Genomic DNA, 21,030 nt, shown 5'->3' with positions numbered 1-21,030 from the left:
CATGGGGTGCTAGACCGCGATGGTCCCGCGACGCAAAAGCGCGTGGGCTGGTGAAGCGAGGCTATGCACCCAAAGGCGCGGGTGGCGCCGCCAGAAGGTCGTGTGGCTGCGACAGCATCGCCTCCAAACGCTCCAGCATGCGCCCGACATGCACCCCATCCACCAATGCGTGGTGCACTTCCACCGACAGCGGCAGCATCCACCGATCGCCATCCCAAGACAGCTTGCCAAAGGAGATCTTGGGAATCGCGGTGGGCGCCGTCGTACGCTGCGGGTGGCTCAAGGCGGTGAACCGGACCCAGGGCAAGGTACTGAAGTGCACCACATTGGTTTCCGCCTGGGTCGGGCTGAACCCAGTGCGCGTGTCCTGTGCCTGCGCAATGGCGGCGGCGGCGTGTAGGGCAAACACCTCCCAGGCGTCATGCAAGACCAGGTCGGCAAATGCAAAGCTGTCATCCGAGCGCAAGACCGTGGTGCTGCCGTGCACGGTGTCATGGACGACCACGTCGTCACCTTGCAGGCGGTGGCGAAACTCCTCTACGCTGTTGAGGGCACGCAGGGCCAGGTAGTGGTAGGCAAGAAAAAACCGCTTGTCGGCCAGGGGCGCCAGGAAGCCCTTAAGCGCCGTGACATCAAGCTCGGTGCAGAGGTTGAAATAAGGCTGCTCAAAGGCCCGGAAATGCAGGAAGGTGGCACGGCGGTGCCAGCCATTTTGGTCAAGGATATGCATAGCCCCGGATGGTACGGTCTGCCCACCGGGGCACGCCGGCACACCGGTGCGCTCCACACAGGGCACTGCCCGTTACGCCGGAGCACTGTATGCGTAGCATTGTCAGGCCGCGCCGATGGCACCGACAACTAGGCCGCGAGACTGCCCACAATGGTGTTGAACGTTTTACTCGGGCGCATGATGGTCTGCACCTTGTCTGGGTCAGGCATGTAGTAGCCGCCGATGTCGACCGGATGGCCTTGCACGGCTGCCAGCTCGTCGGCAATTTGCTTCTCGCTCTCGGTCAATGCCTTGGCCACAAGGGCGAACCGCGCCGCCAACTCGGCGTCCTGGGTCTGCGCTGCCAGCTCTTGGGCCCAGTACATCGCAAGGTAAAACTGGCTACCGCGGTTGTCCAACTGCCCGGTCTTGGGGGAAGGGTTCTTGTTGTTGTCCAGCAGCTTGCCGGTCGCTGCGTCCAAGGTACGCGCCAACACCTTGGCCTTCTCGTTCGCGGTTTTGATGCCCAAGTCTTCCAGGCTCACCGCGAGCGCCAAAAACTCGCCCAGCGAATCCCAGCGCAGGTGGTTTTCTTCCACTAGTTGCTGCACATGCTTGGGGGCCGAGCCGCCAGCACCGGTTTCGTACATGCCGCCACCGGCCATCAGCGGCACGATGGACAGCATCTTGGCGCTGGTGCCCAGTTCCATGATGGGGAACAGGTCGGTCAAATAGTCACGCAAGATGTTGCCGGTGGCACTGATGGTGTCCAGACCACGGATGACGCGCTCCAAGGTGTAGCGCATGGCGCGCACCTGGCTCATGATCTGGATGTCCAGGCCTGCGGTGTTGTGCTCGTGCAGGTACATCTTCACCTTGGTGATGAGCTGCGCCTCGTGCGGTCGGTACTGGTCAAGCCAGAACACCACCGGCATGCCGGAGTTGCGCGCCCGAGTGACCGCCAGCTTGACCCAGTCGCGGATCGCGGCGTCCTTGCATTGGCACATGCGCCAGATGTCGCCTTGCTCGACGTTTTGGCTCAGTAGCACCTCACCGGTGTTGATGTCGGTGATGTTGGCGATGCCGTCTTCGCTGATTTCGAAGGTCTTGTCATGCGAGCCGTACTCTTCGGCCTGTTGCGCCATCAGGCCGACATTGGGCACCGTGCCCATAGTGCGCGGGTCGAACGCGCCGTGCCATTTGCAGAAGTTGATGATTTCTTGGTAGATGCGGGCAAATGTGGACTCCGGCATCACCGCCTTGACGTCCTTGAGCCGCCCGTCAGCGCCCCACATCTTGCCGCCGTTGCGAATCATCGCAGGCATGGAGGCGTCCACGATCACATCGTTGGGGGAATGGAAGTTGGTGATGCCCTTGGCCGAGTCCACCATCGCCAACTCGGGGCGCCCTTCGTGGCAGGCGTGTAGGTCGCGCTTGATTTCGTCACGCTTAGATTGCGGCAGGTTGGCGATCTTGTTGTACAGATCGGCCATGCCGTTGTTGACGTTGACACCCAGCTCCTCAAACAGCTTGGCGTGCTTGGCAAACGCGTCTTTGTAAAAAATCTTGACGCAGTGGCCGAACACGATGGGGTGCGACACCTTCATCATGGTGGCCTTAACGTGCAGCGAGAACATCACGCCGGTTTTGTGCGCGTCCTCGATTTCCTTCTCGTAAAACTCCAGCAAGGCGCGCTTGCTCATGAACATGCTATCGATCACCTCGCGGTCCAGCAGCGCCACCTTGGGCTTGAGCACCATGGTCTTGCCTGACTTGGTGATCAGCTCCATACGCACTTCGCGTGGCTTGTCCAGGGTTATGGACTTTTCGCCGTGGTAAAAGTCCCCGCTGTGCATGTGCGACACATGCGAGCGCGAGGCCTGGCTCCACTCGGCCATCGAGTGTGGGTTCTTGCGGGCGTATTCCTTCACCGCCTTGGGTGCGCGGCGGTCCGAATTGCCCTCACGCAACACCGGGTTGACCGCGCTGCCAATGCAGCGCGAGTAGCGCGCACGGATGGCTTTCTCTTCGTCGGTTTTGGGTGACTCGGGGTAGTCAGGCACCGCATAGCCCTTGCTTTGCAGCTCCTTGATACAGGCGGTCAACTGACCCACCGAGGCGCTGATGTTCGGCAGTTTGATGATGTTGGTCGACGGCAGCAAGGTCAGCCGCCCCAGTTCGGCAAGGTAGTCCGGCACCCTCTGCGACTCTTCAAGATGGTCCGAAAACTCGCCCAAGATGCGCGCCGCCACCGAGATGTCGGCCTGCGCGACATCGATGCCCGCCGGTGCAGCAAACGCGCGCACGATGGGCAAGAACGAGGCGGTGGCCAGGTAAGGCGCCTCGTCGGTCAGGGTGTAAATGATCTTGGATTTTTCGGCCGGCATGGCAGGGCTCCTGCAAAGGTTCTGAAAGTGAAATGGGAATGCGGTAACTGTATTCGATCAAAGCATGCGAAAAGCCACCACTGCCATCAGCGTGGGGGGCGTCGCGGCGATAAACAGACCCAGGGGATGGATGGCCTCGTCTTCGAAGCTGCCCTTCAAAATGGCAAAGCCCGCTGGGTTGGGTGCGTTGGCAATCACGGTCAGGCCGCCGCCGGTCACCGCACCGGCCACCAACGCGTACTTGAACTCATCGCTCAACCCTTCCACAAGGGAGCCCAGGTAGGTCAAGGCTGCGTTGTCAGTCACTGCGGTCAGTGCGGTGGCGCCGTAGTACACGGTGGACGCATCCATGCCCCGCAACAGCGGCTCCAGCCACCACTGCTGCTGGCCGCCCAGCACCACCAAGCCTGCCAAGAAAAATGCCACCAGCAAGCCCTCGCGCAGCAACAAGCGGTCGTCCTGGAACTTGGGGTAGGCCTGGGCAAAGCCGATAAAGAACAAGAGCAAACCCATGAACGCCGCCGGGTGGTGCGCAAACGCCACCACACCAGCCAAAAACGCGACATGCACCGCCATCACCCAAGCGGGCATGGAAGTTCCAGTGGAAGCCACATTTTTTGGCAGCCCACTCAATTCGGTACGGAACAGCGCGGTGACCACCAAAGCGTTGACAAACACCGCAATGGCGGCGCGCCAGCCAAAGTGGGTCAGCATGAACCAGCTATCCCAGTTCCACTTGGCAGCGACCATCAGCACCGGAGGCGCAGCAAAGGAGGTCAGCGTGCCGCCAATTGAAATATTGACAAACAGCACGCCCAAGGTTGCGTACTTCAGGCGCGTGGACACGCCGACACCGTAAATGCGATCTCGCAACATGAGTGCGGCCAGCGTCATGGCGGCTGGTTCGGTGATGAGCGAGCCCATCAAGGGCAAAAACGACAGCGCCACAAAGTAAAAGCCCATGCCCCCCTGCAAGGGCAGCACATTGGCGACTACGGTGACGAACTTGCCTGCCAAGGTCAGCACCGCGCGGCTGCCGGCCACCACCACAATGGCAAACACAAACATCGGCTCGGTGAAGTTGCGCGAGTTCAGGTAGGCGGCTGCCTCGGTGGTACCCAATATGGCCACCATGGACACCATCAGCACCATCGCCCAAAAGCCGAACACCACCTCGACTTCGCCCAAGAGGTGCCACAGGCCAGAGTGGTTGGGCCGGTGGTGGGCCAGCCACTCAAAGAACTTGGTCGAGAAAGTGTGGACCAGGGCAATGCCGAACAGGATGGCGCCCACCAACTGGATCGTGGTCATGGGTTTTCTTTCATTGGAATCAACGCGGGTCCGATTCTATGCAGGGAATATCGGGGTCCGACCAGGGGCCACTGCGCCGCGCCGGACCGCACCGGACCGCACTGCAAAGCACCCCCGCCACGCCCAAGCCGCACCTGCGCCACGCTAGCGCCGCTGCAACGGCGCAATGCGCCACAACGCGACACACGACACACTGCCCAGCACCACCGATAGCCACAGCGCATTGGCGCCCCAGCGCGCAAAGGCCAACCCGAACAGCCACGGTGCCAAAGCCTGCGCCAGGCGCGCGGGCACCATCAACAGGCCCTGGCGTTCGCCATAGGCTTGGGGACCAAACAAAGCCAGAGGCAGCGTCCCCTTGGCGATGGTGAGCACGCCATTGCCTGCGCCGTGCAACAAGGCAAACCCAATCGCCGCCGGAGCACCCAGCAGCGCCAATGCCACCGCGCCCACGGGGTGCAAGGCAGCAGCCAGGCGCGCACTCTGCAGCGGGTGTACATGGCGCAGCAGGCCGAACTCCAGAAGCCGCCCGGCCACCTGCGCCGGTCCCATCAGCGCACCGGCCAAGACCACCGTGGCCATCCCGGCCCCACTGTGCACAAGTAAGGCGGGCAAGTGCGCCGCCATCGCGGTACTAATGAACCAGGTGATCGCGAACACCAAGGCCAGCAGGTACACCGTGTTGCGCGGCACCGGCGATGTCGCAGACATGTCTGGCTGGGTTGCCGGGCCCGATACGGGTGGGGCTTGTGGCGCCTGGACTTCCAGCGTTGTCCGACCCAAGTCGCGCTGGGGCAGCCACAGGTTCAAGGGCAGCCCGATCAACAAGTGCAGCCCAGCCCAAGCCCAGCAGGTACCGCGCCAACCTATCCAGCTCTCCAGAGCCGTTGAGATCGGCCAGCCCACAGTGCTGGCAAAGCCGGCGATCAAGGTGATGCCTGTGATCGCGCTGCGCGCGTCGCTTCGGTAAATGCGCACCAAGCTGGCAAACGCGGCCTCGTACAAGCCACCGGCCATGGCCACGCCCACCACCGCCCAACCCAAAAACAGCATGGCGCTGCCCTGCGCAAGCGCCAGCATGGCCAGGCCCAAAGCAAACACCAGGTTGCTCACCGCCAACACCGGCCTGCCTCCCCAAGCGTCTATCGCCCGCCCCGCGCGCGGGCCCAAAATCGCCGACACCACCAAAGCCACCGAAAACGCCGCAAACACCGTGGCCACCCCCAACCCCAAGTCGCGTGCCATGGCAGCACCAAGAATGGCGGGCAGGTAGTAGCTTGAGGCCCAGGCCAGCGTCTGCGCGCTGCCCAGCTTGAGAACCGTGGTGGTGGGATGGCTAAGCCGCATGCAGAACGCGAGCGCTTATAGGCTCAACCGGCCTCGTCGGATTGCGCCACGCGCGGCCGCCAAGCATTGATCAATGCGACCAGAGACAGCATGACCGGGACCTCCACCAACACCCCCACCACCGTGGCCAAGGCGGCGCCCGAGTTCAAGCCAAACAAGGAAATGGCCACCGCCACAGCGAGTTCAAAAAAATTGGATGTGCCAATCAGGCACGCCGGGCCTGCAATGTTATGCGGCAAGCGCAGCCACTTGGCGCCCCACCATGCGATGAAAAAGATGCCGTACGACTGCAACACCAACGGCACGGCCACCATCAAAATGACCGCCGGTTGCTGCACCATGGTCTGGGCTTGAAAGCCAAACAACAGCACCACCGTCGCCACCAAACCCACGACCGACCAAGGCTTGAAAGCCGCCACCCAGTGGGCGAGCGCCCTGGGGGACTGGCGCTGCACAACATGCCGGGTGACCATGCCTGCGACCAGCGGCAAGACCACGTACAACACCGTGGACAGAATCAAGGTCTGCCAGGGCACAACGATGCTGCTCACGCCCAACAAAAACGCAGCAATCGGCGCGAACGCCACCACCATGATGAGATCGTTCACCGAAACCTGCACCAGGGTGTAACTGGCATCGCCCTTCACCAGTTGACTCCACACAAACACCATGGCAGTGCAGGGGGCCACGCCCAGCAGAATCATTCCGGCGATGTACTCGTTTGCGGTTTGCGGATCCACCCACGGCGCAAACGCATACTTGAAAAACAGCACCCCCAAGGCGGCCATGGTGAAGGGTTTGATGAGCCAGTTCACCACCAAGGTCAGCGCCAAACCGCGCGGGCGCTTGCCCACATCGCGCACGGCCGCCCAGTCGACCTGCACCATCATGGGGTAAATCATGGCCCATACCAGCACGGCCACCACCAAGTTCACATGGGCGTACTCGATGGCCGCGATGGCCTCAAACGCGCCAGGAAACCACAGGCCCAGACCCACGCCCGCAGCGATGCCCAACGCAATCCACAGCGACAGGTAGCGCTCGAACAGGCCCATGGCGGCGTCCTTCATTCGGCCTGCACTTTGCCAATGGCCTGGAGTTCCTTCAGCAAGGAGAGCTTCTCTAGCTTGTCGATCGGGAGGTTGAGGAACAGCGCAATGCGCCGTTGCAACACGATGAAAGCATCGCTGAACGCCTTGTCTATCTGCGCCTCGGTGCCGACCACGGCCGCAGGGTCGGCCACGCCCCAATGCGCCGACATCGGCTGGCCGGGCCACACCGGACAGACTTCGCCGGCCGCCTTGTCACACACGGTGAGCACAAAGTCCATGGTGGGCGCGCCGTTGGCGGCAAATTCATCCCAGTTTTTGCTGCGCAAATCGGTGGTGCGCATCCGATTGCGTTCCAGCAGCGCCAGCGCCTTGGGGTGCACAAAGCCCGCCGGGTGGCTGCCCGCGCTGTAAGCATGGAACTTGCCGCCACCCAACTGGTTTAACAAGGACTCGGCAAGGATGCTGCGGGCCGAGTTACCGGTGCAGATAAACAAGACATTCATGAACGCATTGGCCATAAAGCACTCCTCAGAAGGTGAAGTAGAAGAACGAAAAAGTGTGGTTTGCAAGTGACCGTTTGGGGGTGTCTCAGCACCCCTCACAGGTCGCTGTGCGGTCTGTCAGTTCACAGGGCTGACCTGCGCAGCAGTTCTGCGTCAGGTAGGCCAGCACCTCGTCCATGGTGGAAAAGGCGGCGCGGTAAATCAGGTGGCGGCCATCGCGCTCTTGGGTAATGAGCCCGGCGTGCGTCAATTCCTTGAGGTGAAACGACAGGCCGGTGCTGGGCAGGCCCAAAGACTCCGACAGCCGCCCTGGCGTCAAGCCGCCCTCGCCCGCCACCACCAGCGCCCTGAAAATCTGCAAGCGCGATTGCTGCGCCAAAGCGCCGAGTGCGCGCACCACGTCCGATTCCGTCATGGCGCCATCCTTTCTACGGGTTTCACTGTGGGCAACGCCAAGGTGCATAGCCAACAGGCCACCAGCATGCAGGCCGAGCCCACCAGCGCGTACAACAAACCGCCCCATTGGTACAGCAGCCCCGAAAGCAAGGTGCCAATGAATCGTCCCACCGCATTGGCGGCGTAATAAAAGCCCACGTCTTCCGCGGCTTTTTCCGAACCAGCGTAGGCCAGCACCAAGTAGGAGTGCACCGAGGAGTTCACAGCAAAGGCAAAGCCAAACAGCGCCAAGCCCCCCACCACCACCCACTCCATGTGGGGAACATCAAGTGCTACTGCCGAAGCCAACGCGATGGTGACCACCGCCAGCAAGGCCGACCACAGCCGCGCTGAAGGCACCTCGGTACGCAAGCCGTTGTCACTGCGGCGAACCAGCTGCGGCGCAAACGCCTGCACCGCGCCGTAACCGATGGTCCATAGGGCCAAGAACGCACCCACCATGGGCTGTGACCAGCCCGATGCGTACAGGAACACCGGCACGCCCACCACAAACCACACGTCCCGTGCGCCAAACAACACCACGCGCGCAGCGGCCAGCAAGTTGATACCTCGGTTCTTGGCGAACAGCTCCTTGGCCGACTTCGACGCCTTGCTCTTACCCATCAGGCGCGGCACATACCGCAACACGCCCAGCAGCACCACGGACAGCAGCGCCGCCATGCTCCACAGTGCGTGCTGAAAGCCCATCACTTCCAACAAGACCCCACCGAGAAAGAAGCCGATGCCCTTCATCGCGTTCTTGCTGCCGGTGAACCACGCCACCCATCGGAAGAGCTGCCCCGAGGCCTCGCCCGCCGTGAGCTTGATCGCCGATTTGCTGGCCGTCTTGGTCAAGTCCTTGGCCACACCGCACACACCTTGCGCCACCACCACCCAGGCCAGGGCGGAGGCCGCTGCCCAGCTGGGCGACAAGGCCGACAAAAGCAAGAAGCCGCTGATTTGCGTCGCCAGACCTACTGCCAACATGCGCGCAATGCCGTAACGCGTGGCCAGCCAGCCGCCCACCAGGTTGGCCACAATGCCCGCTGCCTCGTACAGCAAAAACAGAAACGCCAAGGCAAACGGTGAGTAACCCAGTTTGTAAAAGTGCAGCAGCACCAGCATGCGCAGGGCGCCGTCGGTCAGGGTGAAACCCCAGTACGCGCTGGTGACGATGGCGTAATTGCGCGCGCCGCTACCCGACGGGATCACTGGCTGGGTGCTGCCTTCCATCTCAGAGGCCTGCTGCGTCCATGTGGCAGGCCAAATCCACCATCCGGCAAGCGTAAGCCATCTCGTTGTCATACCAAGCGTAGACCTTGAGCATGGTGCCGTCGGTCACCATGGTGGACAACGCATCCACGATGGAACTGCGGGTGTCTCGGGCGTAATCGGCGCTCACCAGCGGGCGCGTCTCATAACCCAAAATACCCGCCAGCGGACCGGCGGCAGCGGCCGCGAACAGGGCATTGACCTCTTCGGCGGTGGTCTCGCGTTGGAGCTCGAACACGCAGTCGGTCAGCGAGGCATTGAGCACCGGCGCGCGCACCGCGTGGCCATTGAGCTTGCCCTTAAGTTCCGGGTAAATCATCGCAATGGCAGTGGCGCTGCCGGTGGTCGTGGGTGCCAGGCTTTCCATGGCGCTGCGGGCGCGGCGCAGGTCTTTGTGCGGCGCGTCCACCACGAGGTTGGTGTTGGTGGGGTTGTGGATGGTGGTGATCTGCCCATGACGAATACCCAAGCTCTCGTGCACCACCTTGACCACGGGCGCCAGGCAGTTGGTGGTGCAGGACGCGGCGGTCACGATGCGGTGCTGCGCCGGGTCGTACAAGGTGTGGTTGACACCCACCACGATGTTAAGCACATTGCCCACTTTGACTGGTGCCGCCACGATGACGCGCTTGGCGCCACGGTCCAGGTGGCCTTGCAAGGTCTCGGGGGTCAGGAATTTGCCGGTGCATTCCAGCACCAGATCCACACCCAGATCGCCCCATGGGATCTCGGCAGGCGCGGCATGGGCGCTGTAGGAAAGCTGCTTGCCGCCAATGGCGAGGGCATGCTCACCCTGGGCCTGGATGGGCTCGCGCCATTTGCCCTGCACCGAGTCAAATGCCAGCAAGTGGGCAATGGCCCCCGCACCGCCTTTGATTTCATTGAGGTGCACCACCTCCAAACGATTCGCAGCGCGCGGGTCATCCGCCTGACGCTCTGCCGCACCGAACGCCGAACGCAAAGCCAAACGGCCAATGCGTCCCATGCCATTGATGCCAACCCGCATGCTGTACCTCGATTCAATAGTTAAACAGTTGTTGAAATGTTGCACAAAGAAATGACAGATAAATGACATGCGCCGAGTCCGACCTACCCACCTATTGCACGCAACACCACGGACACCGCGCTGCGGCACACCTCGCCAAGCCCCGGGGGGTGGCGAGCGCGCGGTGTAGGTCAGCGCAGATTTCCCTTAGCGAAGGCCGCGAACACGCCTTCTTTGCCGAAGGCTTCAAAGAATCCGGCCGATGCCGGGCTGGTGTAATCGCCCAAGAGGCTGGTGATCATCGGCGTGACGGCCATGATTTCGATACCCGCTTTTTGCAGCAAGTCGCGCGAGTTTTGTGCAGCGGTCTTGGTGCAAGCCGCCGAAATGTCGAGCAGCGCCACCACCGAAAAGCCACCGGCCTGCGCCGACAGCGCGGGCGGCACGAGACAGACGTCGGTGGTGAGACCGCCCATCAACAGATTGGTCTTGCCGGTGGCACGCACTGCATCGCGAAAGGCCGGGTCGTCCCACGCGTTGATCACGCCCGTGCGCTGAACTCGGGCGGCGTACTCGCTGGGCAAGATGTCCTTGAATTCGGGCAGCAAGGGGCCTTGGGCTTCGGCCTCCAGGCTGCTAGTAAGCACCACCGGCATGCCCGCACTCTTGGCAAAGCGGGCGATGACGCGGGTCCACATCTTGAGTTGCTCCTGCTCGTGGGGTCCGGCCAGCTCGCCGGCCCAGCCTATGGTGCCGACCTGGTGGTCCACCAAGACCAGGGCGGTGTTGTCGATCTTGAATTGGGTGTGGTTGGTGGTGCGCAAGGGAGAACTCCAAAGTAAGTGGAAATGGGGAAGCGAAAGGTGCCGAAGCGGCGCGACTGTTTCATCAGCCCACCACAATCCCGTGCCACTCCGTCCGCGAACCGACATTTGCGCAAACCCGCCACCCCGACCGGCGGCGCAGCGGCCTTAGGGCCCCTGTTGCGCCAGGGAAGCGCCGATTACCCGGATGCGCGCATGCCCCTTGCGCAAGGCTTCTACGCTGGTATGCACCGAGCTGGGGCCCACAACCAAATCGTGCGGGTGCGGGCGCGCCGAGCCGATCAGCACCCGGGCCGGTGCGTCGGCCGTGGTGATCTCGATATCGCCCGCGTCACTGAGCATCCACAGAGCCTGCGAGCCGGTGGCTCCGCCCAGCGACGCAAGACCCCCAAACACAAAAGCCCAGGCCACGGTGTGGTCGGCAGGCGGGGTGTAACGCCAACGGGCGTGCGCCGCCAAGTCGAGTACGAAGTAGTGCATGGCGTGGTGCGACTCAATGGGGCTGCGCAGCACCGTGTCCCGGACCTGCAACTCCCCCAGCAACACCGTCAAGCGAGCGCCGTCGATGGCGGCAGTGGGCACGGCACCAGGCGGCACGTACTGCCCAAACGATGCGCCCTCCTCCACCCCCGGCGGCATGGCGACCCACAACTGAAAACCGGTCGCCGACCCGCCGGTCTCGAAGCTGGCCTGGTGCCAGGCGCCGCCACCGGCGTTCATCCATTCGAGCCCACCGGCCTTGAGCACGCCGCTTTGCCCGGTGGTGTCTTGGTAGCGCACATCGCAGTCCGGTTGCCAGGTCAGCGTGGCAATGCCGGAATGCGGGTGCATGCCAAAGCCGAAGCCGGGCTGAACCGTCGCATGAAAAAAATCGAGGAAAACAAAGGGCTTGAGCGCTTGGCCCAAACCGGTGGGGTCCACCAGCCGCCATATGGGCCCGTGTTGGATGCCCCGGTGTGTACTCCGTACCGTGCGCAGTGGTGTCATTGGGTTTCCTTAGGTTGAAGCCAGCCGCGCAGTGCGTGGTTCAGCGCGGGCAAGCAGTACGACAGCGCAGTACACATCACCGCCACCATCAACGCCGTACGCAACCAGCCGGGCAGCCATGCCAGATGCGGCGCAAGCCCGTAGGTCAACACAGATAGCAAGGGGTACACCACCACAAAGGTGAGGACGATGCTTTTCCAACGGGGTATGGCTTGCTGTGGCATGGCGGGCATCTTTATTGGTTATTGCATACTGGGTGGGCCGGTGAATCGCGCGGATTGTGACCCGCTGTTCCTGCGCCAGCCAGCCAATTGCCCGCCAAAGCTGCGCCACTACCTGCACAGGCGCAGCGGCATGCACCCCCCCGCCATGCAGGACAATGGCGCCGTGAAAAATCCGCGCCCCGAGCCCGCACCCCCACCCGTCCACGACACAGCGCCCCAGCCTGCTGATTTGGCTGCGCTGGCGGAGCACACGCCTATGATGCAGCAGTACCTGCGCCTCAAAGCGGACCACCCGAACACGCTGCTGTTCTACCGGATGGGCGATTTCTACGAGATGTTTTACGCCGATGCTGAGAAGGCGGCGCGCTTGCTGGACATCACCCTGACGCAGCGCGGCCAGTCGGCAGGCCAGCCAGTGGTGATGGCGGGTGTGCCCTTCCATGCGGTGGAGGGTTACTTGGCCAAGCTGATCCGCTCCGGTGAGTCGGTGGCGATTTGCGAGCAGGTCGGCGAGGTGGGCGGCAAGGGGCCGGTGGAGCGCAAGGTGGTGCGGGTGGTGACGCCCGGCACACTGACGGACGCCGAGCTGCTCAACGAAAAAAGCGAGTCCATGCTGATGGCGGTGCACCAAGGCCCGCGCAACCGCTGCGGCCTGGCTTGGTTGTCGGTGACCCAAGGCGTGGTGTTTTTGGCAGAGTGCGCGCCTGACGAGGTGGCAGATTGGGTCTCGCGCATCGCGCCCAGCGAATTGACCTACAGCGCCGAAGTCACAGCGGCGTTCGAAGACCGTATCACGCGGCTGCGCCATGGCAGCGCAGTGTTTTTGACGGCGCGGCCTGCATGGCAGTTTGACAGCGCTTTGGGCCAGCGCAAACTGCAAGACGCCTTGCAGGCCGCCAGCCTGGCACCCTGGAACGCGCACGAACTGCCGCTGGCCCATGCCGCCAGCGCCGCCCTGCTCGGTTATGCCGAACACACCCAAGGCCGGGCACTCACGCACATCAGCAGCGTGAAAGTTCAGCGCAACGACACGCACATCGACCTGCCACCCACCACGCGGCGTAACCTGGAGCTGACGCAGACGCTGCGCGGCGAGGACGCACCCACGCTGTTTTCGCTGCTGGACGTGTGCATGACCGGCATGGGCAGCCGTGCGCTCAAGCGTTGGCTGCTCGAGCCGCAACGTGAGCGCAGCGAGGCGCGTGCGCGGCATTCCTCCATCGCCGCGCTGCGCCCCACGCTGTGGCAGACGCTGCGCGCTGCGCTCAAGGGCAGTGCGGATGTAGAGCGCATCACCGCCCGGCTGGCCTTGCGGCAGGTGCGGCCGCGGGAGTTGGTGGCGCTGTTGCAAACGCTGCACAAAACCGAAGGGTTGGCGCGACTGTTGGAGGGGGCGGATGGTTTGCTAGCGCAGATTGCGGCGGGGCTGGTGCCGCCGGCCGAATGTGCTGCGCTGCTGCTCGCGGCCATTGACGCGGAGCCTGCGGCGCTGGTGCGCGATGGCGGCGTGATTGCCGCCGGGTTCGATACCGAGCTGGACGAGTTGCGCGCCATCCAGACCAACTGCGACGCCTTTTTGCTGGACCTGGAGGTGCGAGAGAAGGCCCGCACTGGCATCGCCAATCTGCGGGTGCAATTCAACCGTGTGCATGGCTTCTACATTGAGGTGAGCAGCAGCCAGGCCGACAAGGTGCCGGGCGATTACCGCCGCCGCCAAACCCTGAAAAACGCCGAGCGCTTTATCACTCCCGAGCTCAAGGCCTTCGAGGACAAGGCCCTGAGTGCACAAGAACGCGCCTTGGCCCGCGAGAAGTGGTTGTTCGAGCAGGTGCTCGACCAGCTGCAGGCTTTCGTAGCGCCGCTCACCCGTACCGCGCAGTCGCTGGCGGCGCTCGATGCGCTGTGCGCCTTGGCAGAGCGCTCGCTCACCCTGGGCTGGTGCGCGCCGCAGTTTGTGGAACATGCTTGCATCGAGATCGAGGCGGGCCGCCATCCAGTGGTCGAGGCGCGTTTGGCCGAACTCTCGGGCCAAAGCGGGCAAGGCGGCAGCCGCAGCTTCATTGCCAACAGCAGCCAGCTCTCGGCACGCCAGCGCATGCAGGTCATCACTGGCCCGAATATGGGCGGCAAATCCACCTACATGCGCCAGGTGGCGATCATCGTGTTGCTCGCCTCCATCGGCAGTTACGTGCCCGCCAACGCTTGTCGGCTCGGTCCCATCGACGCGATCCACACCCGCATTGGCGCGGCCGACGACCTCGCCAACGCGCAATCCACCTTCATGCTGGAGATGACTGAGGCCGCGCAGATACTGCACGCCGCCACGCCGCACAGCCTGGTGCTGATGGACGAGATTGGCCGTGGCACCTCCACCTTCGACGGCCTGGCGCTGGCCAGCGCCATTGCCACCCAGCTGCACGACAAAACCCAGGCCTTCACCCTGTTTGCCACCCACTACTTTGAACTGACCGCGTTTGCAGCCACCCACCACGGTGCGGTGAATGTGCATGTGAGCGCGGCCGAGGCGGGGCGCGACATTGTGTTTTTGCACGCCATCGAGCCCGGGCCCGCCAGCAAAAGCTACGGCATCCAGGTAGCGCAGCTTGCGGGCATGCCCGCTGCGGTGCTCAAGCAGGCCCGCCACACTTTAGACGCACTGGAAGCGCAGGCGGCCGACGCGCAACAGCAAGTCGACTTGTTTGCCGCGCCGCCTGCTGAAGATGCGCCCACTATCAGTGCGCTAGACGCCGCGCTGGCCGCGATCAACCCCGACGCTTTGAGCCCGCGCGAGGCGCTGGATGCGCTTTACCAGCTCAAGGCTTTGATCAAAACCTAACGGGTACGCGGTGCAACGCACTGGCGTACCCCAGCACGTTTACCAATCGCGCAGCGTAATGTAGGCAGAAGCGTAAGCGCCCACCTGTTCGGGCGCATGCAGCGCGTGGTGGTGGGTCAGGCGCCGCAACAGACGCATCACAAGCTTGGCCATGACGGGCTCCTTTAGAAAAACGATGTAAACGGTTTATACCGTATTTTCCGAATAGCCGCTGGGGAATTGATTCCCTGGGACGCTGCCGCGTGCACAAATGCCGGTTCGCAACACCCTGCCGCCTAGAATCTGGGCTTTGCTTTGTTCCCCCACCATGACTTATTGCGTCGCCATCAAACTCAATGCCGGGCTGGTGTTTCTTTCCGATTCACGCACCAACGCCGGGCTGGACCAGATCAGCACCTTCCGCAAAATGATCGTCTACGAGAAGACCGATGACCGCTTCATGGTGCTGCTGTCGGCGGGCAATCTCAGCATCTCACAGTCGGTGCGCGAAATATTGCAGGTCGAGCGCATCAAAGACAACGAAGACGACGAGGGCATCACCATCTGGAACGCCAAAAGCATGTTCGATGCGGCGCGTGTACTGGGCGCTGCCATCCGCCGGGTGTACGAACGCGATGCGGCGTCGCTCAAGCAAGCGGGTGTGGACTTCAATGTTTCGCTGATCTTTGGTGGGCAAATCAAAGGCGAAGGCATGCGCCTGTTTCAGGTGTACTCGGCGGGCAACTTCATCGAGGCGACGCTGGAAACACCGTACTTCCAGATTGGCGAGTCCAAGTACGGCAAGCCCGTGCTGGACCGGGTCATCACACCGACCACCCCGCTGGACGAGGCGGCCAAATGCGCGCTGGTGTCCATGGATTCCACCCTCAAGTCCAACCTCTCGGTCGGGTTGCCGCTGGACATGGTGGTGTACGAGGCCAACCGCTTTGCGACCGACAAGGTGGTCTGCATCGACGAGAACAACCCCTATTTCAAGATGCTGCACGGCAGTTGGGGCCACAAGCTGCGCCAGGTGTTCGACAGCATCGAAGACCCGATGTGGACTGGCGGCGCCACCGAAGTACCACTGCTGGTGCCCTCAGGCCGCAACCAGCCGCTCAAAAAGATCAGCAACCCCGACGAGAAGCTGATCTAAGCGCACATGCTGGTTTTCTCGCACGCCAACAGCTTTCCTGCCAGCACCTACCGGGTGCTTTTCAAGAGCTTGCGCGCGCAGGGGCACACGGTCGAGGCCCTGGAAAAAATCGGCCACAACCCGCAGTACCCCGTCACCAACAACTGGCCCCACTTGGTCCAAGAGCTGGCAGATTTCAGCGAAGCTGCAGCGCAGCGCCATGGCGGCCCGGTGTGGCTGGTGGGCCATTCGCTGGGCGGATTCCTGAGCCTGATGGTGGCCTCGCGCCACCCTTCTCTGGCGCGCGGTGTGGTGCTGATGGACTCGCCCATTGTGGGCGGCTGGCGTGCCACCGCACTCAAAGGCGCGAAGGCGTCCGGGCTGGTCGGGTCGTTTTCGCCGGGTGCGGTCAGTCGGCAGCGGCGCAACGCCTGGGCCAGCATCGAAGAGGCCTACGCCCACTTTCGCCACAAGCGCGCTTTCGCCGCCTGGGCCGACGAGGTGCTGTGGGACTACGTCACGCACTGCACCACCGATCACGAAGGCTCGCGCCGACTTGCGTTTGAACCCGCTGTAGAAACCCAGATCTACAACACCCTGCCCGACAACCTGCCGGCGCTGCTGCGGCGACAGCCGCTGCACTGCCCGGTCTCATTCATCGGTGGAATTCAGTCGGCTGAGCTCAAAACCGTGGGCCTGGCGCTCACCGAGTCGGTAACCCGCGGGCGCATGCTGATGCTCGACGGCAGCCATTTGTTCCCGATGGAAAAGCCGCTGGTGACATCCGCCGCCATCGAGACCGCACTGCGCAACATGGCACATACGCCACGGCAACAGGGAGCAGAGCGCAAGGCGCCAACGCGGTAGACCGCCCAGCGCGGCTGAAGTGCCCTAAGGCGTCCAGCGCACCGTGCCGCTCCAGTCGGTCAGCAGAACCAGCACGCCAAAGGCAATACGGTAGTAGGCAAAACCCACAAAGCTGTGCGTGGCCACAAAGCGCAGCAACCAGCGGATGCACAGCCAGGCGCTGATGAAAGAAAACACCAAACCCACCCCAAACGTGGGCACATCGGCCCAACTGAGCAGCGCGCGTTCCTTGAACAAGCTGTATGCACCAGCCCCGATCAGCGTGGGAATAGCTAAGTAGAACGAAAAATCGGTCGCCGCCTTGCGCGACAAACCCAGCAGCATGCCGCCGATGATCGTGGCCCCGCTGCGGCTCGTGCCAGGCACCAGGGCCAGGCACTGCACCAGCCCCACCTTGAGGGCATCCGCCGTGCCCATGTCCTCCACCGCATGCACCCGCACCGCGCCACGCTGCACCGCTTGGCGGCGCTCGGCCCACAGAATGATGAATCCTCCCACGATGAACGCCGAGGCCACGACCACCGGTGTGAACAGGTGCGCCTTGACTGCCTTGCCCAGTAGCAAGCCCAGCACCACCGCGGGCACAAAGGCCACCAACACATTGAGTGCGAACTGCTGCGCCTGCCGGTCAGACGGCAACGCCACCACGGTCGCGCGGATTTTTTGCCAGTACACCAAGATCACCGCCACGATGGCGCCGGTCTGGATGGCAATGTCAAACACCTTGGCTTTCTCGTCGTGCAAGCCGAGCAAGGCACCGGCCAGAATCAGATGGCCGGTGCTGGAGATGGGCAAGAATTCGGTCAAGCCCTCGACCACACCCATCACAGCCGCCTTGGCCAGCAAAACAAAATCCAAAACGATGTCCCCTTGAGTTATTCGTAGCGCAGCGCTGCAATGGGCTGAAGTTTAGAGGCACGCCGGGCTGGGTAGAAACCGAAGAAGACGCCAACCAGCACCGAAAACCCGACGGCCAGCGCCACCGCAGCCGCACTGAGCGACACCTCCCAACCGGACAAGGCACCCACACCCCAGGTCGCCGCCGCACCCAGCACCACGCCGATGGCTCCACCAATCAGGCTGAGCGTGACCGCCTCGATCAAAAACTGCGCCAGGATGTCGCGCGCACGCGCCCCCACTGCCATGCGCAGGCCAATCTCGCGGGTGCGCTCGGTCACGCTCACCAGCATGATGTTCATGATGCCGATGCCACCAATCAACAGGCTGATACCGGCTACCGCCGCCAGCAGCAGCGTCATCACACGGCTCGACTCCTCTTGCGCCCGCAGAATTTCGGTGAGATTGCGCACCACAAACGGGTCGTCGCCGCCCGGTGCTACCTTGAATCGCTGGCGCAGCAGGTCCTTGATGTTCTCTTCGACCTGGGTCATGTCCTTGCCGTCTTGCACTTTCACCAAAATCGACCCCACCCGCTTGAGCCGGCTGCTGGCGTCGCCGCCCCAGATGCGGTTGCGCAAAGTGGACAAGGGCACCATCACGGTGTCGTCCTGGTCTTGGCCCATGGAATTTTGGCCCTTTACCGCCAGCACACCGACCACCGTCATCGGAATGTTGCGCACCCGAATCGTCTGGTCCACCGGGTCTTGGTCGCCAAACAACTCGCGTGCCACCGTGGCCCCAATCCAGGCCACCTTGGCCGAGCCCGCCAGCTCGGCGGCGTCAAAAGGCCGGCCGCTCAGCAAAGTCCATTCGCGTGCTTCCAGGTACTCGTTGGTGACCCCCATGATGCTGGTGCCCCAGTTGCTGTTGCCAAACACAATCTGCCCACTGGCGCGCGAGGTGGGCGCGGCCACCTGCACCTCTGCAATCTCCAGCGCAATCGCCTGCGCATCCTCTTCGGTCAGGCGCTGGCGCGTCTGCGCGCCCAAGCGCACCCCGGCTTGCGACACCCCACCTGGCACCACCAGCATGACGTTCGAGCCCAAGCCCTTCATTTGCTCTTGTACCCGGCTGGTGGCACCCTGTCCCACCGCCACCATGGTGATCACCGCACCCACGCCGACGATGATGCCCAGCATGGTCAGCACACTGCGCAAGGCGTTGGCGCTGAGCGAACGCAGCGCGCTGCGCAAAGCCACCGCTGCGTTCATGCGGCACTCCCTGTGCGCGGCGGCAAGGTCAGGTCGTCGACCATGCGGCCGTCCTTGAACACCAACTTGCGTTGCGCCCAGGCTGCCACCTCGGGTTCGTGGGTGACCAGCACCACGGTGAGTCCTTCGCGGTGCAGGTCGGCCAGCAGGCGCATGGTGTCCTCGCTGGTCTGCGAGTCCAAAGCGCCCGTAGGTTCGTCGGCCAAGATGAGCTGCGGCTGGTTGACCAGCGCCCGTGCAATCGCCACCCGCTGCTGCTGCCCGCCCGAGAGTTCAGTGGGCAAATGGTTCAGCCGCTCGCCCAGGCCCACCCGCTCCAGCGCGGCGCGGGCCCGCGTGCGGCGTGCCGCTGCGCCTACACCGGCGTACTCCATGGGCAGCTCCACGTTTTCCAAAGCCGAGGTACGCGCCAACAGATTGAACTGCTGGAACACAAAACCAATGCGGCGGTTGCGCACCAAGGCCAGTTGGTCCGGTGTCATCGCATGCACCGCCTCGCCGCCCAAGTGGTAGCTGCCGCTGCTGGGGGCGTCCAGGCAGCCCAGGATGTTCATCAGTGTGGACTTGCCTGAGCCCGATGCGCCCATCACCGCGACGAACGCACCCGCCTCGATATCGAGCGACACATCACGCAGCGCATGCACCTGTTGCCCCGCGCCGTTGCGCCGCTGCGCGGGCGTGCCCATGTCGTAGGTTTTGGAGACGCTGCGCAGCGCGATCAAAACAGCGGCCTCGGGCCTGCCGGCCGGTTGGACGCCGCTGACGCCGCAGCACCCGTGGCGGTGATGACCTCTGCGCCCTCTACCAGCGCCTCGGCCGCGGGGGTTTGTGGCTGCACCAGCAACTCGCTGAACGCGCCATCACTGATACCCACGCGCACCGCAAAGGCGCGCGGCTTGCCGTCTGCGCCGAGCTGGTACACCCGGGCGGTCGCACCTCCACGGCCGGCGCCATCGGTACGCGCAACGGCGCCCGCTGCCGGTACCACCCCAGCGATGCGCATCCGCAAGGCCGCGTTGGGCAGCTTGAGCACGTCCTTGCGCACATCGGTGGTGACCTTCACGTTGGCGGTCATGCCCGGTAGCAGCTTGCCGCCGACATTGGAGAAACCCACCACCGCTACGTAGGTCACCACATTGGCCACATTGGAGGCAGCTTTGCGCACTTGGCGAATTTCACCCTCAAAGGTCTGGCCGGGAAAGGCGTCGACATTGAAGCTGGCCTTTTGCCCCACCGCCAGCCGCCCCACATCGCTCTCGTCGATGCTGGCCTCCACCTGCATGTCGCTGAGGTTTTTGGCCAGAATGAACAGCTCGGGCGCTTGCAGGCTGCTGGCCACCGTCTGGCCGCGTTCGATGGTGCGTTTGATCACGATGCCGTTCACCGGCGAAGTGATCCGTGTGCGCGACAGGTCAATGCGCGCCTGCGCCAGCGCCGATTCGCGCTGTGCCACATTAGCCTGGGCCAGACGCACATTGGCTTGCGCCACGCCCACCTGCGCCTGCACGGCTTTGAGCGCCTGTTCGCTGGTGTTGTAGAGGGCGCGCGCCTTGTCTGCCTCGCTTTGGGCGATGAACTGCCGCTCCACCAAATGCAGCTTGCGCTCCATGTCGCGCTGCGCCTCGTTGAGGTCCACCTGGGCGCGGGCCACCTGGGCTTGCGCTGAAGTCTGGTTGGCCTGCGCCGTCATCACTGCGGCGCTGGCCGCATCCAGGTCAGCCTGCGCCGCGCGCAATCGGTATTCAAAAGTCTCGGGGTCGATTTGTGCGAGCAACTGGCCGGCCTTGACCTCGGAGTTGAAGTCCACATACACCTCCCGAATCTGCCCGCTTACCTGCGTACCCACCGTCACCAACGCCACCGGGTTGAGCGTGCCGCTGGCGGCCACGCTGGCCTGCAAGTTGCCGCGCTCGATTTTGGTGCTGCGGTAGCTTGGGGCGTCCGCGTTCGAGCGTTGCGCCATCCACCCTGCGAGCGCGGCCACCGCGACCAACAGCACCAAGGCTCCTACTAGGTAGTTTCGTTTCATGTCGCGATTCTAGGAAGGTGGCGTGACAGGCAAGCTG

At 63.3% G+C, this 21,030-nt stretch carries 19 protein-coding genes; 3 read left to right on the top strand and 16 right to left on the bottom strand.

The features are described 5' to 3' along the window. Positions 1–61 precede the first annotated feature (61 nt). The 12 genes from ACILRC_RS04465 to ACILRC_RS04410 all read right to left on the bottom strand — a co-directional run bounded on the left by ACILRC_RS04465 (position 62) and on the right by ACILRC_RS04410 (position 12,036). Positions 62–730: a CatA-like O-acetyltransferase gene (locus ACILRC_RS04465; RefSeq protein ID WP_395668150.1), complete on the bottom strand. Its 669-nt coding sequence runs from the start codon at positions 728–730 to the stop codon at positions 62–64. A 128-nt stretch (positions 731–858) separates the two neighbouring features. After that, positions 859–3,096, bottom strand: coding sequence for an NADP-dependent isocitrate dehydrogenase (locus tag ACILRC_RS04460; protein ID WP_395668149.1), 2,238 nt, complete (start codon positions 3,094–3,096; stop codon positions 859–861). 57 nt (positions 3,097–3,153) lie between these two features. Then, positions 3,154–4,407 (bottom strand): putative Na+/H+ antiporter, encoded by a 1,254-nt coding sequence (locus tag ACILRC_RS04455; protein ID WP_395668148.1) that lies wholly within the window; start codon positions 4,405–4,407, stop codon positions 3,154–3,156. A 144-nt stretch (positions 4,408–4,551) separates the two neighbouring features. After that, complete coding sequence (locus ACILRC_RS04450; RefSeq protein WP_395668147.1) at positions 4,552–5,754, bottom strand: MFS transporter; 1,203 nt, start codon at positions 5,752–5,754, stop codon at positions 4,552–4,554. 23 nt (positions 5,755–5,777) lie between these two features. Beyond that, positions 5,778–6,809, bottom strand: coding sequence for an ACR3 family arsenite efflux transporter (arsB, locus tag ACILRC_RS04445; RefSeq protein WP_395668242.1), 1,032 nt, complete (start codon positions 6,807–6,809; stop codon positions 5,778–5,780). Positions 6,810–6,820: 11 nt separating this feature from the next. Next, positions 6,821–7,324 (bottom strand): arsenate reductase ArsC, encoded by a 504-nt coding sequence (locus tag ACILRC_RS04440; RefSeq protein ID WP_395668146.1) that lies wholly within the window; start codon positions 7,322–7,324, stop codon positions 6,821–6,823. Positions 7,325–7,394: 70 nt separating this feature from the next. Continuing rightward, positions 7,395–7,724: an ArsR/SmtB family transcription factor gene (locus tag ACILRC_RS04435; protein ID WP_395668145.1), complete on the bottom strand. Its 330-nt coding sequence runs from the start codon at positions 7,722–7,724 to the stop codon at positions 7,395–7,397. Further along, complete coding sequence (gene arsJ, locus ACILRC_RS04430; protein WP_395668144.1) at positions 7,721–8,977, bottom strand: organoarsenical effux MFS transporter ArsJ; 1,257 nt, start codon at positions 8,975–8,977, stop codon at positions 7,721–7,723. Before arsJ ends, ACILRC_RS04435 begins: the two co-directional genes overlap by 4 nt. Before the next feature lies 1 nt (position 8,978). Further along, positions 8,979–10,022, bottom strand: a complete 1,044-nt coding sequence (locus ACILRC_RS04425; protein ID WP_395668143.1) for an ArsJ-associated glyceraldehyde-3-phosphate dehydrogenase — start codon at positions 10,020–10,022, stop codon at positions 8,979–8,981. 170 nt (positions 10,023–10,192) lie between these two features. Continuing rightward, positions 10,193–10,825, bottom strand: coding sequence for an isochorismatase family protein (locus tag ACILRC_RS04420; RefSeq protein WP_395668142.1), 633 nt, complete (start codon positions 10,823–10,825; stop codon positions 10,193–10,195). 147 nt (positions 10,826–10,972) lie between these two features. Continuing rightward, positions 10,973–11,812, bottom strand: coding sequence for a pirin family protein (locus tag ACILRC_RS04415; protein ID WP_395668141.1), 840 nt, complete (start codon positions 11,810–11,812; stop codon positions 10,973–10,975). Continuing rightward, positions 11,809–12,036: a hypothetical protein gene (locus ACILRC_RS04410; RefSeq protein ID WP_395668140.1), complete on the bottom strand. Its 228-nt coding sequence runs from the start codon at positions 12,034–12,036 to the stop codon at positions 11,809–11,811. The genes ACILRC_RS04415 and ACILRC_RS04410 overlap by 4 nt, the downstream gene beginning before the upstream one ends. A 256-nt stretch (positions 12,037–12,292) precedes the next feature. Here ACILRC_RS04410 and mutS point away from each other — a divergent pair, with 256 nt between their 5' ends. From mutS to ACILRC_RS04395, 3 genes are all read left to right on the top strand, one after another. Beyond that, on the top strand, positions 12,293–14,872 hold the full coding sequence (gene mutS, locus ACILRC_RS04405) for a DNA mismatch repair protein MutS (protein ID WP_395668241.1): 2,580 nt from the start codon (positions 12,293–12,295) through the stop codon (positions 14,870–14,872). A gap of 307 nt (positions 14,873–15,179) precedes the next feature. Further along, positions 15,180–16,007, top strand: a complete 828-nt coding sequence (locus ACILRC_RS04400; protein ID WP_395668139.1) for a peptidase — start codon at positions 15,180–15,182, stop codon at positions 16,005–16,007. 6 nt (positions 16,008–16,013) lie between these two features. Beyond that, a complete protein-coding gene (locus tag ACILRC_RS04395; protein WP_395668138.1) occupies positions 16,014–16,853 on the top strand; it encodes an alpha/beta hydrolase in 840 nt (279 codons plus the stop codon). Positions 16,854–16,877: 24 nt separating this feature from the next. Here ACILRC_RS04395 and ACILRC_RS04390 read toward each other — a convergent pair whose 3' ends face one another. The 4 genes from ACILRC_RS04390 to ACILRC_RS04375 are packed head-to-tail and all read right to left on the bottom strand — an operon-like array spanning position 16,878 to position 20,993. Next, complete coding sequence (locus ACILRC_RS04390) at positions 16,878–17,711, bottom strand: undecaprenyl-diphosphate phosphatase (protein ID WP_395668137.1); 834 nt, start codon at positions 17,709–17,711, stop codon at positions 16,878–16,880. A gap of 17 nt (positions 17,712–17,728) precedes the next feature. Next, positions 17,729–18,964, bottom strand: coding sequence for an ABC transporter permease (locus ACILRC_RS04385; protein WP_395668136.1), 1,236 nt, complete (start codon positions 18,962–18,964; stop codon positions 17,729–17,731). Next, positions 18,961–19,686, bottom strand: a complete 726-nt coding sequence (locus ACILRC_RS04380) for an ABC transporter ATP-binding protein (protein ID WP_395668135.1) — start codon at positions 19,684–19,686, stop codon at positions 18,961–18,963. The genes ACILRC_RS04385 and ACILRC_RS04380 overlap by 4 nt, the downstream gene beginning before the upstream one ends. After that, positions 19,683–20,993, bottom strand: coding sequence for an efflux RND transporter periplasmic adaptor subunit (locus ACILRC_RS04375; protein WP_395668134.1), 1,311 nt, complete (start codon positions 20,991–20,993; stop codon positions 19,683–19,685). The genes ACILRC_RS04380 and ACILRC_RS04375 overlap by 4 nt, the downstream gene beginning before the upstream one ends. Positions 20,994–21,030: the final 37 nt, after the last annotated feature.

It is taken from the genome of Rhodoferax sp., from assembly GCF_044236835.1.
Lineage (GTDB): Bacteria > Pseudomonadota > Gammaproteobacteria > Burkholderiales > Burkholderiaceae_C > Allorhodoferax.
The sequence above is the reverse complement of the archived record's forward strand: the minus strand, read 5'-3'. Positions and strand labels throughout refer to the sequence as shown.

What these genes read in the sequence shown, in the direction of transcription:
- ACILRC_RS04465 (WP_395668150.1), bottom strand. Translation starts at nt 730, where the DNA reads ATGCATATCCTTGACCAAAATGGCTGGCACCGCCGTGCCACCTTCCTG.
- ACILRC_RS04460 (WP_395668149.1), bottom strand. Translation starts at nt 3,096, where the DNA reads ATGCCGGCCGAAAAATCCAAGATCATTTACACCCTGACCGACGAGGCG.
- ACILRC_RS04455 (WP_395668148.1), bottom strand. Translation starts at nt 4,407, where the DNA reads ATGACCACGATCCAGTTGGTGGGCGCCATCCTGTTCGGCATTGCCCTG.
- ACILRC_RS04450 (WP_395668147.1), bottom strand. Translation starts at nt 5,754, where the DNA reads ATGCGGCTTAGCCATCCCACCACCACGGTTCTCAAGCTGGGCAGCGCG.
- arsB (WP_395668242.1), bottom strand. Translation starts at nt 6,809, where the DNA reads ATGGGCCTGTTCGAGCGCTACCTGTCGCTGTGGATTGCGTTGGGCATC.
- ACILRC_RS04440 (WP_395668146.1), bottom strand. Translation starts at nt 7,324, where the DNA reads ATGGCCAATGCGTTCATGAATGTCTTGTTTATCTGCACCGGTAACTCG.
- ACILRC_RS04435 (WP_395668145.1), bottom strand. Translation starts at nt 7,724, where the DNA reads ATGACGGAATCGGACGTGGTGCGCGCACTCGGCGCTTTGGCGCAGCAA.
- arsJ (WP_395668144.1), bottom strand. Translation starts at nt 8,977, where the DNA reads ATGGAAGGCAGCACCCAGCCAGTGATCCCGTCGGGTAGCGGCGCGCGC.
- ACILRC_RS04425 (WP_395668143.1), bottom strand. Translation starts at nt 10,022, where the DNA reads ATGCGGGTTGGCATCAATGGCATGGGACGCATTGGCCGTTTGGCTTTG.
- ACILRC_RS04415 (WP_395668141.1), bottom strand. Translation starts at nt 11,812, where the DNA reads ATGACACCACTGCGCACGGTACGGAGTACACACCGGGGCATCCAACAC.
- ACILRC_RS04410 (WP_395668140.1), bottom strand. Translation starts at nt 12,036, where the DNA reads ATGCCACAGCAAGCCATACCCCGTTGGAAAAGCATCGTCCTCACCTTT.
- mutS (WP_395668241.1), top strand. Translation starts at nt 12,293, where the DNA reads ATGATGCAGCAGTACCTGCGCCTCAAAGCGGACCACCCGAACACGCTG.
- ACILRC_RS04400 (WP_395668139.1), top strand. Translation starts at nt 15,180, where the DNA reads ATGACTTATTGCGTCGCCATCAAACTCAATGCCGGGCTGGTGTTTCTT.
- ACILRC_RS04395 (WP_395668138.1), top strand. Translation starts at nt 16,014, where the DNA reads ATGCTGGTTTTCTCGCACGCCAACAGCTTTCCTGCCAGCACCTACCGG.
- ACILRC_RS04385 (WP_395668136.1), bottom strand. Translation starts at nt 18,964, where the DNA reads ATGAACGCAGCGGTGGCTTTGCGCAGCGCGCTGCGTTCGCTCAGCGCC.
- ACILRC_RS04375 (WP_395668134.1), bottom strand. Translation starts at nt 20,993, where the DNA reads ATGAAACGAAACTACCTAGTAGGAGCCTTGGTGCTGTTGGTCGCGGTG.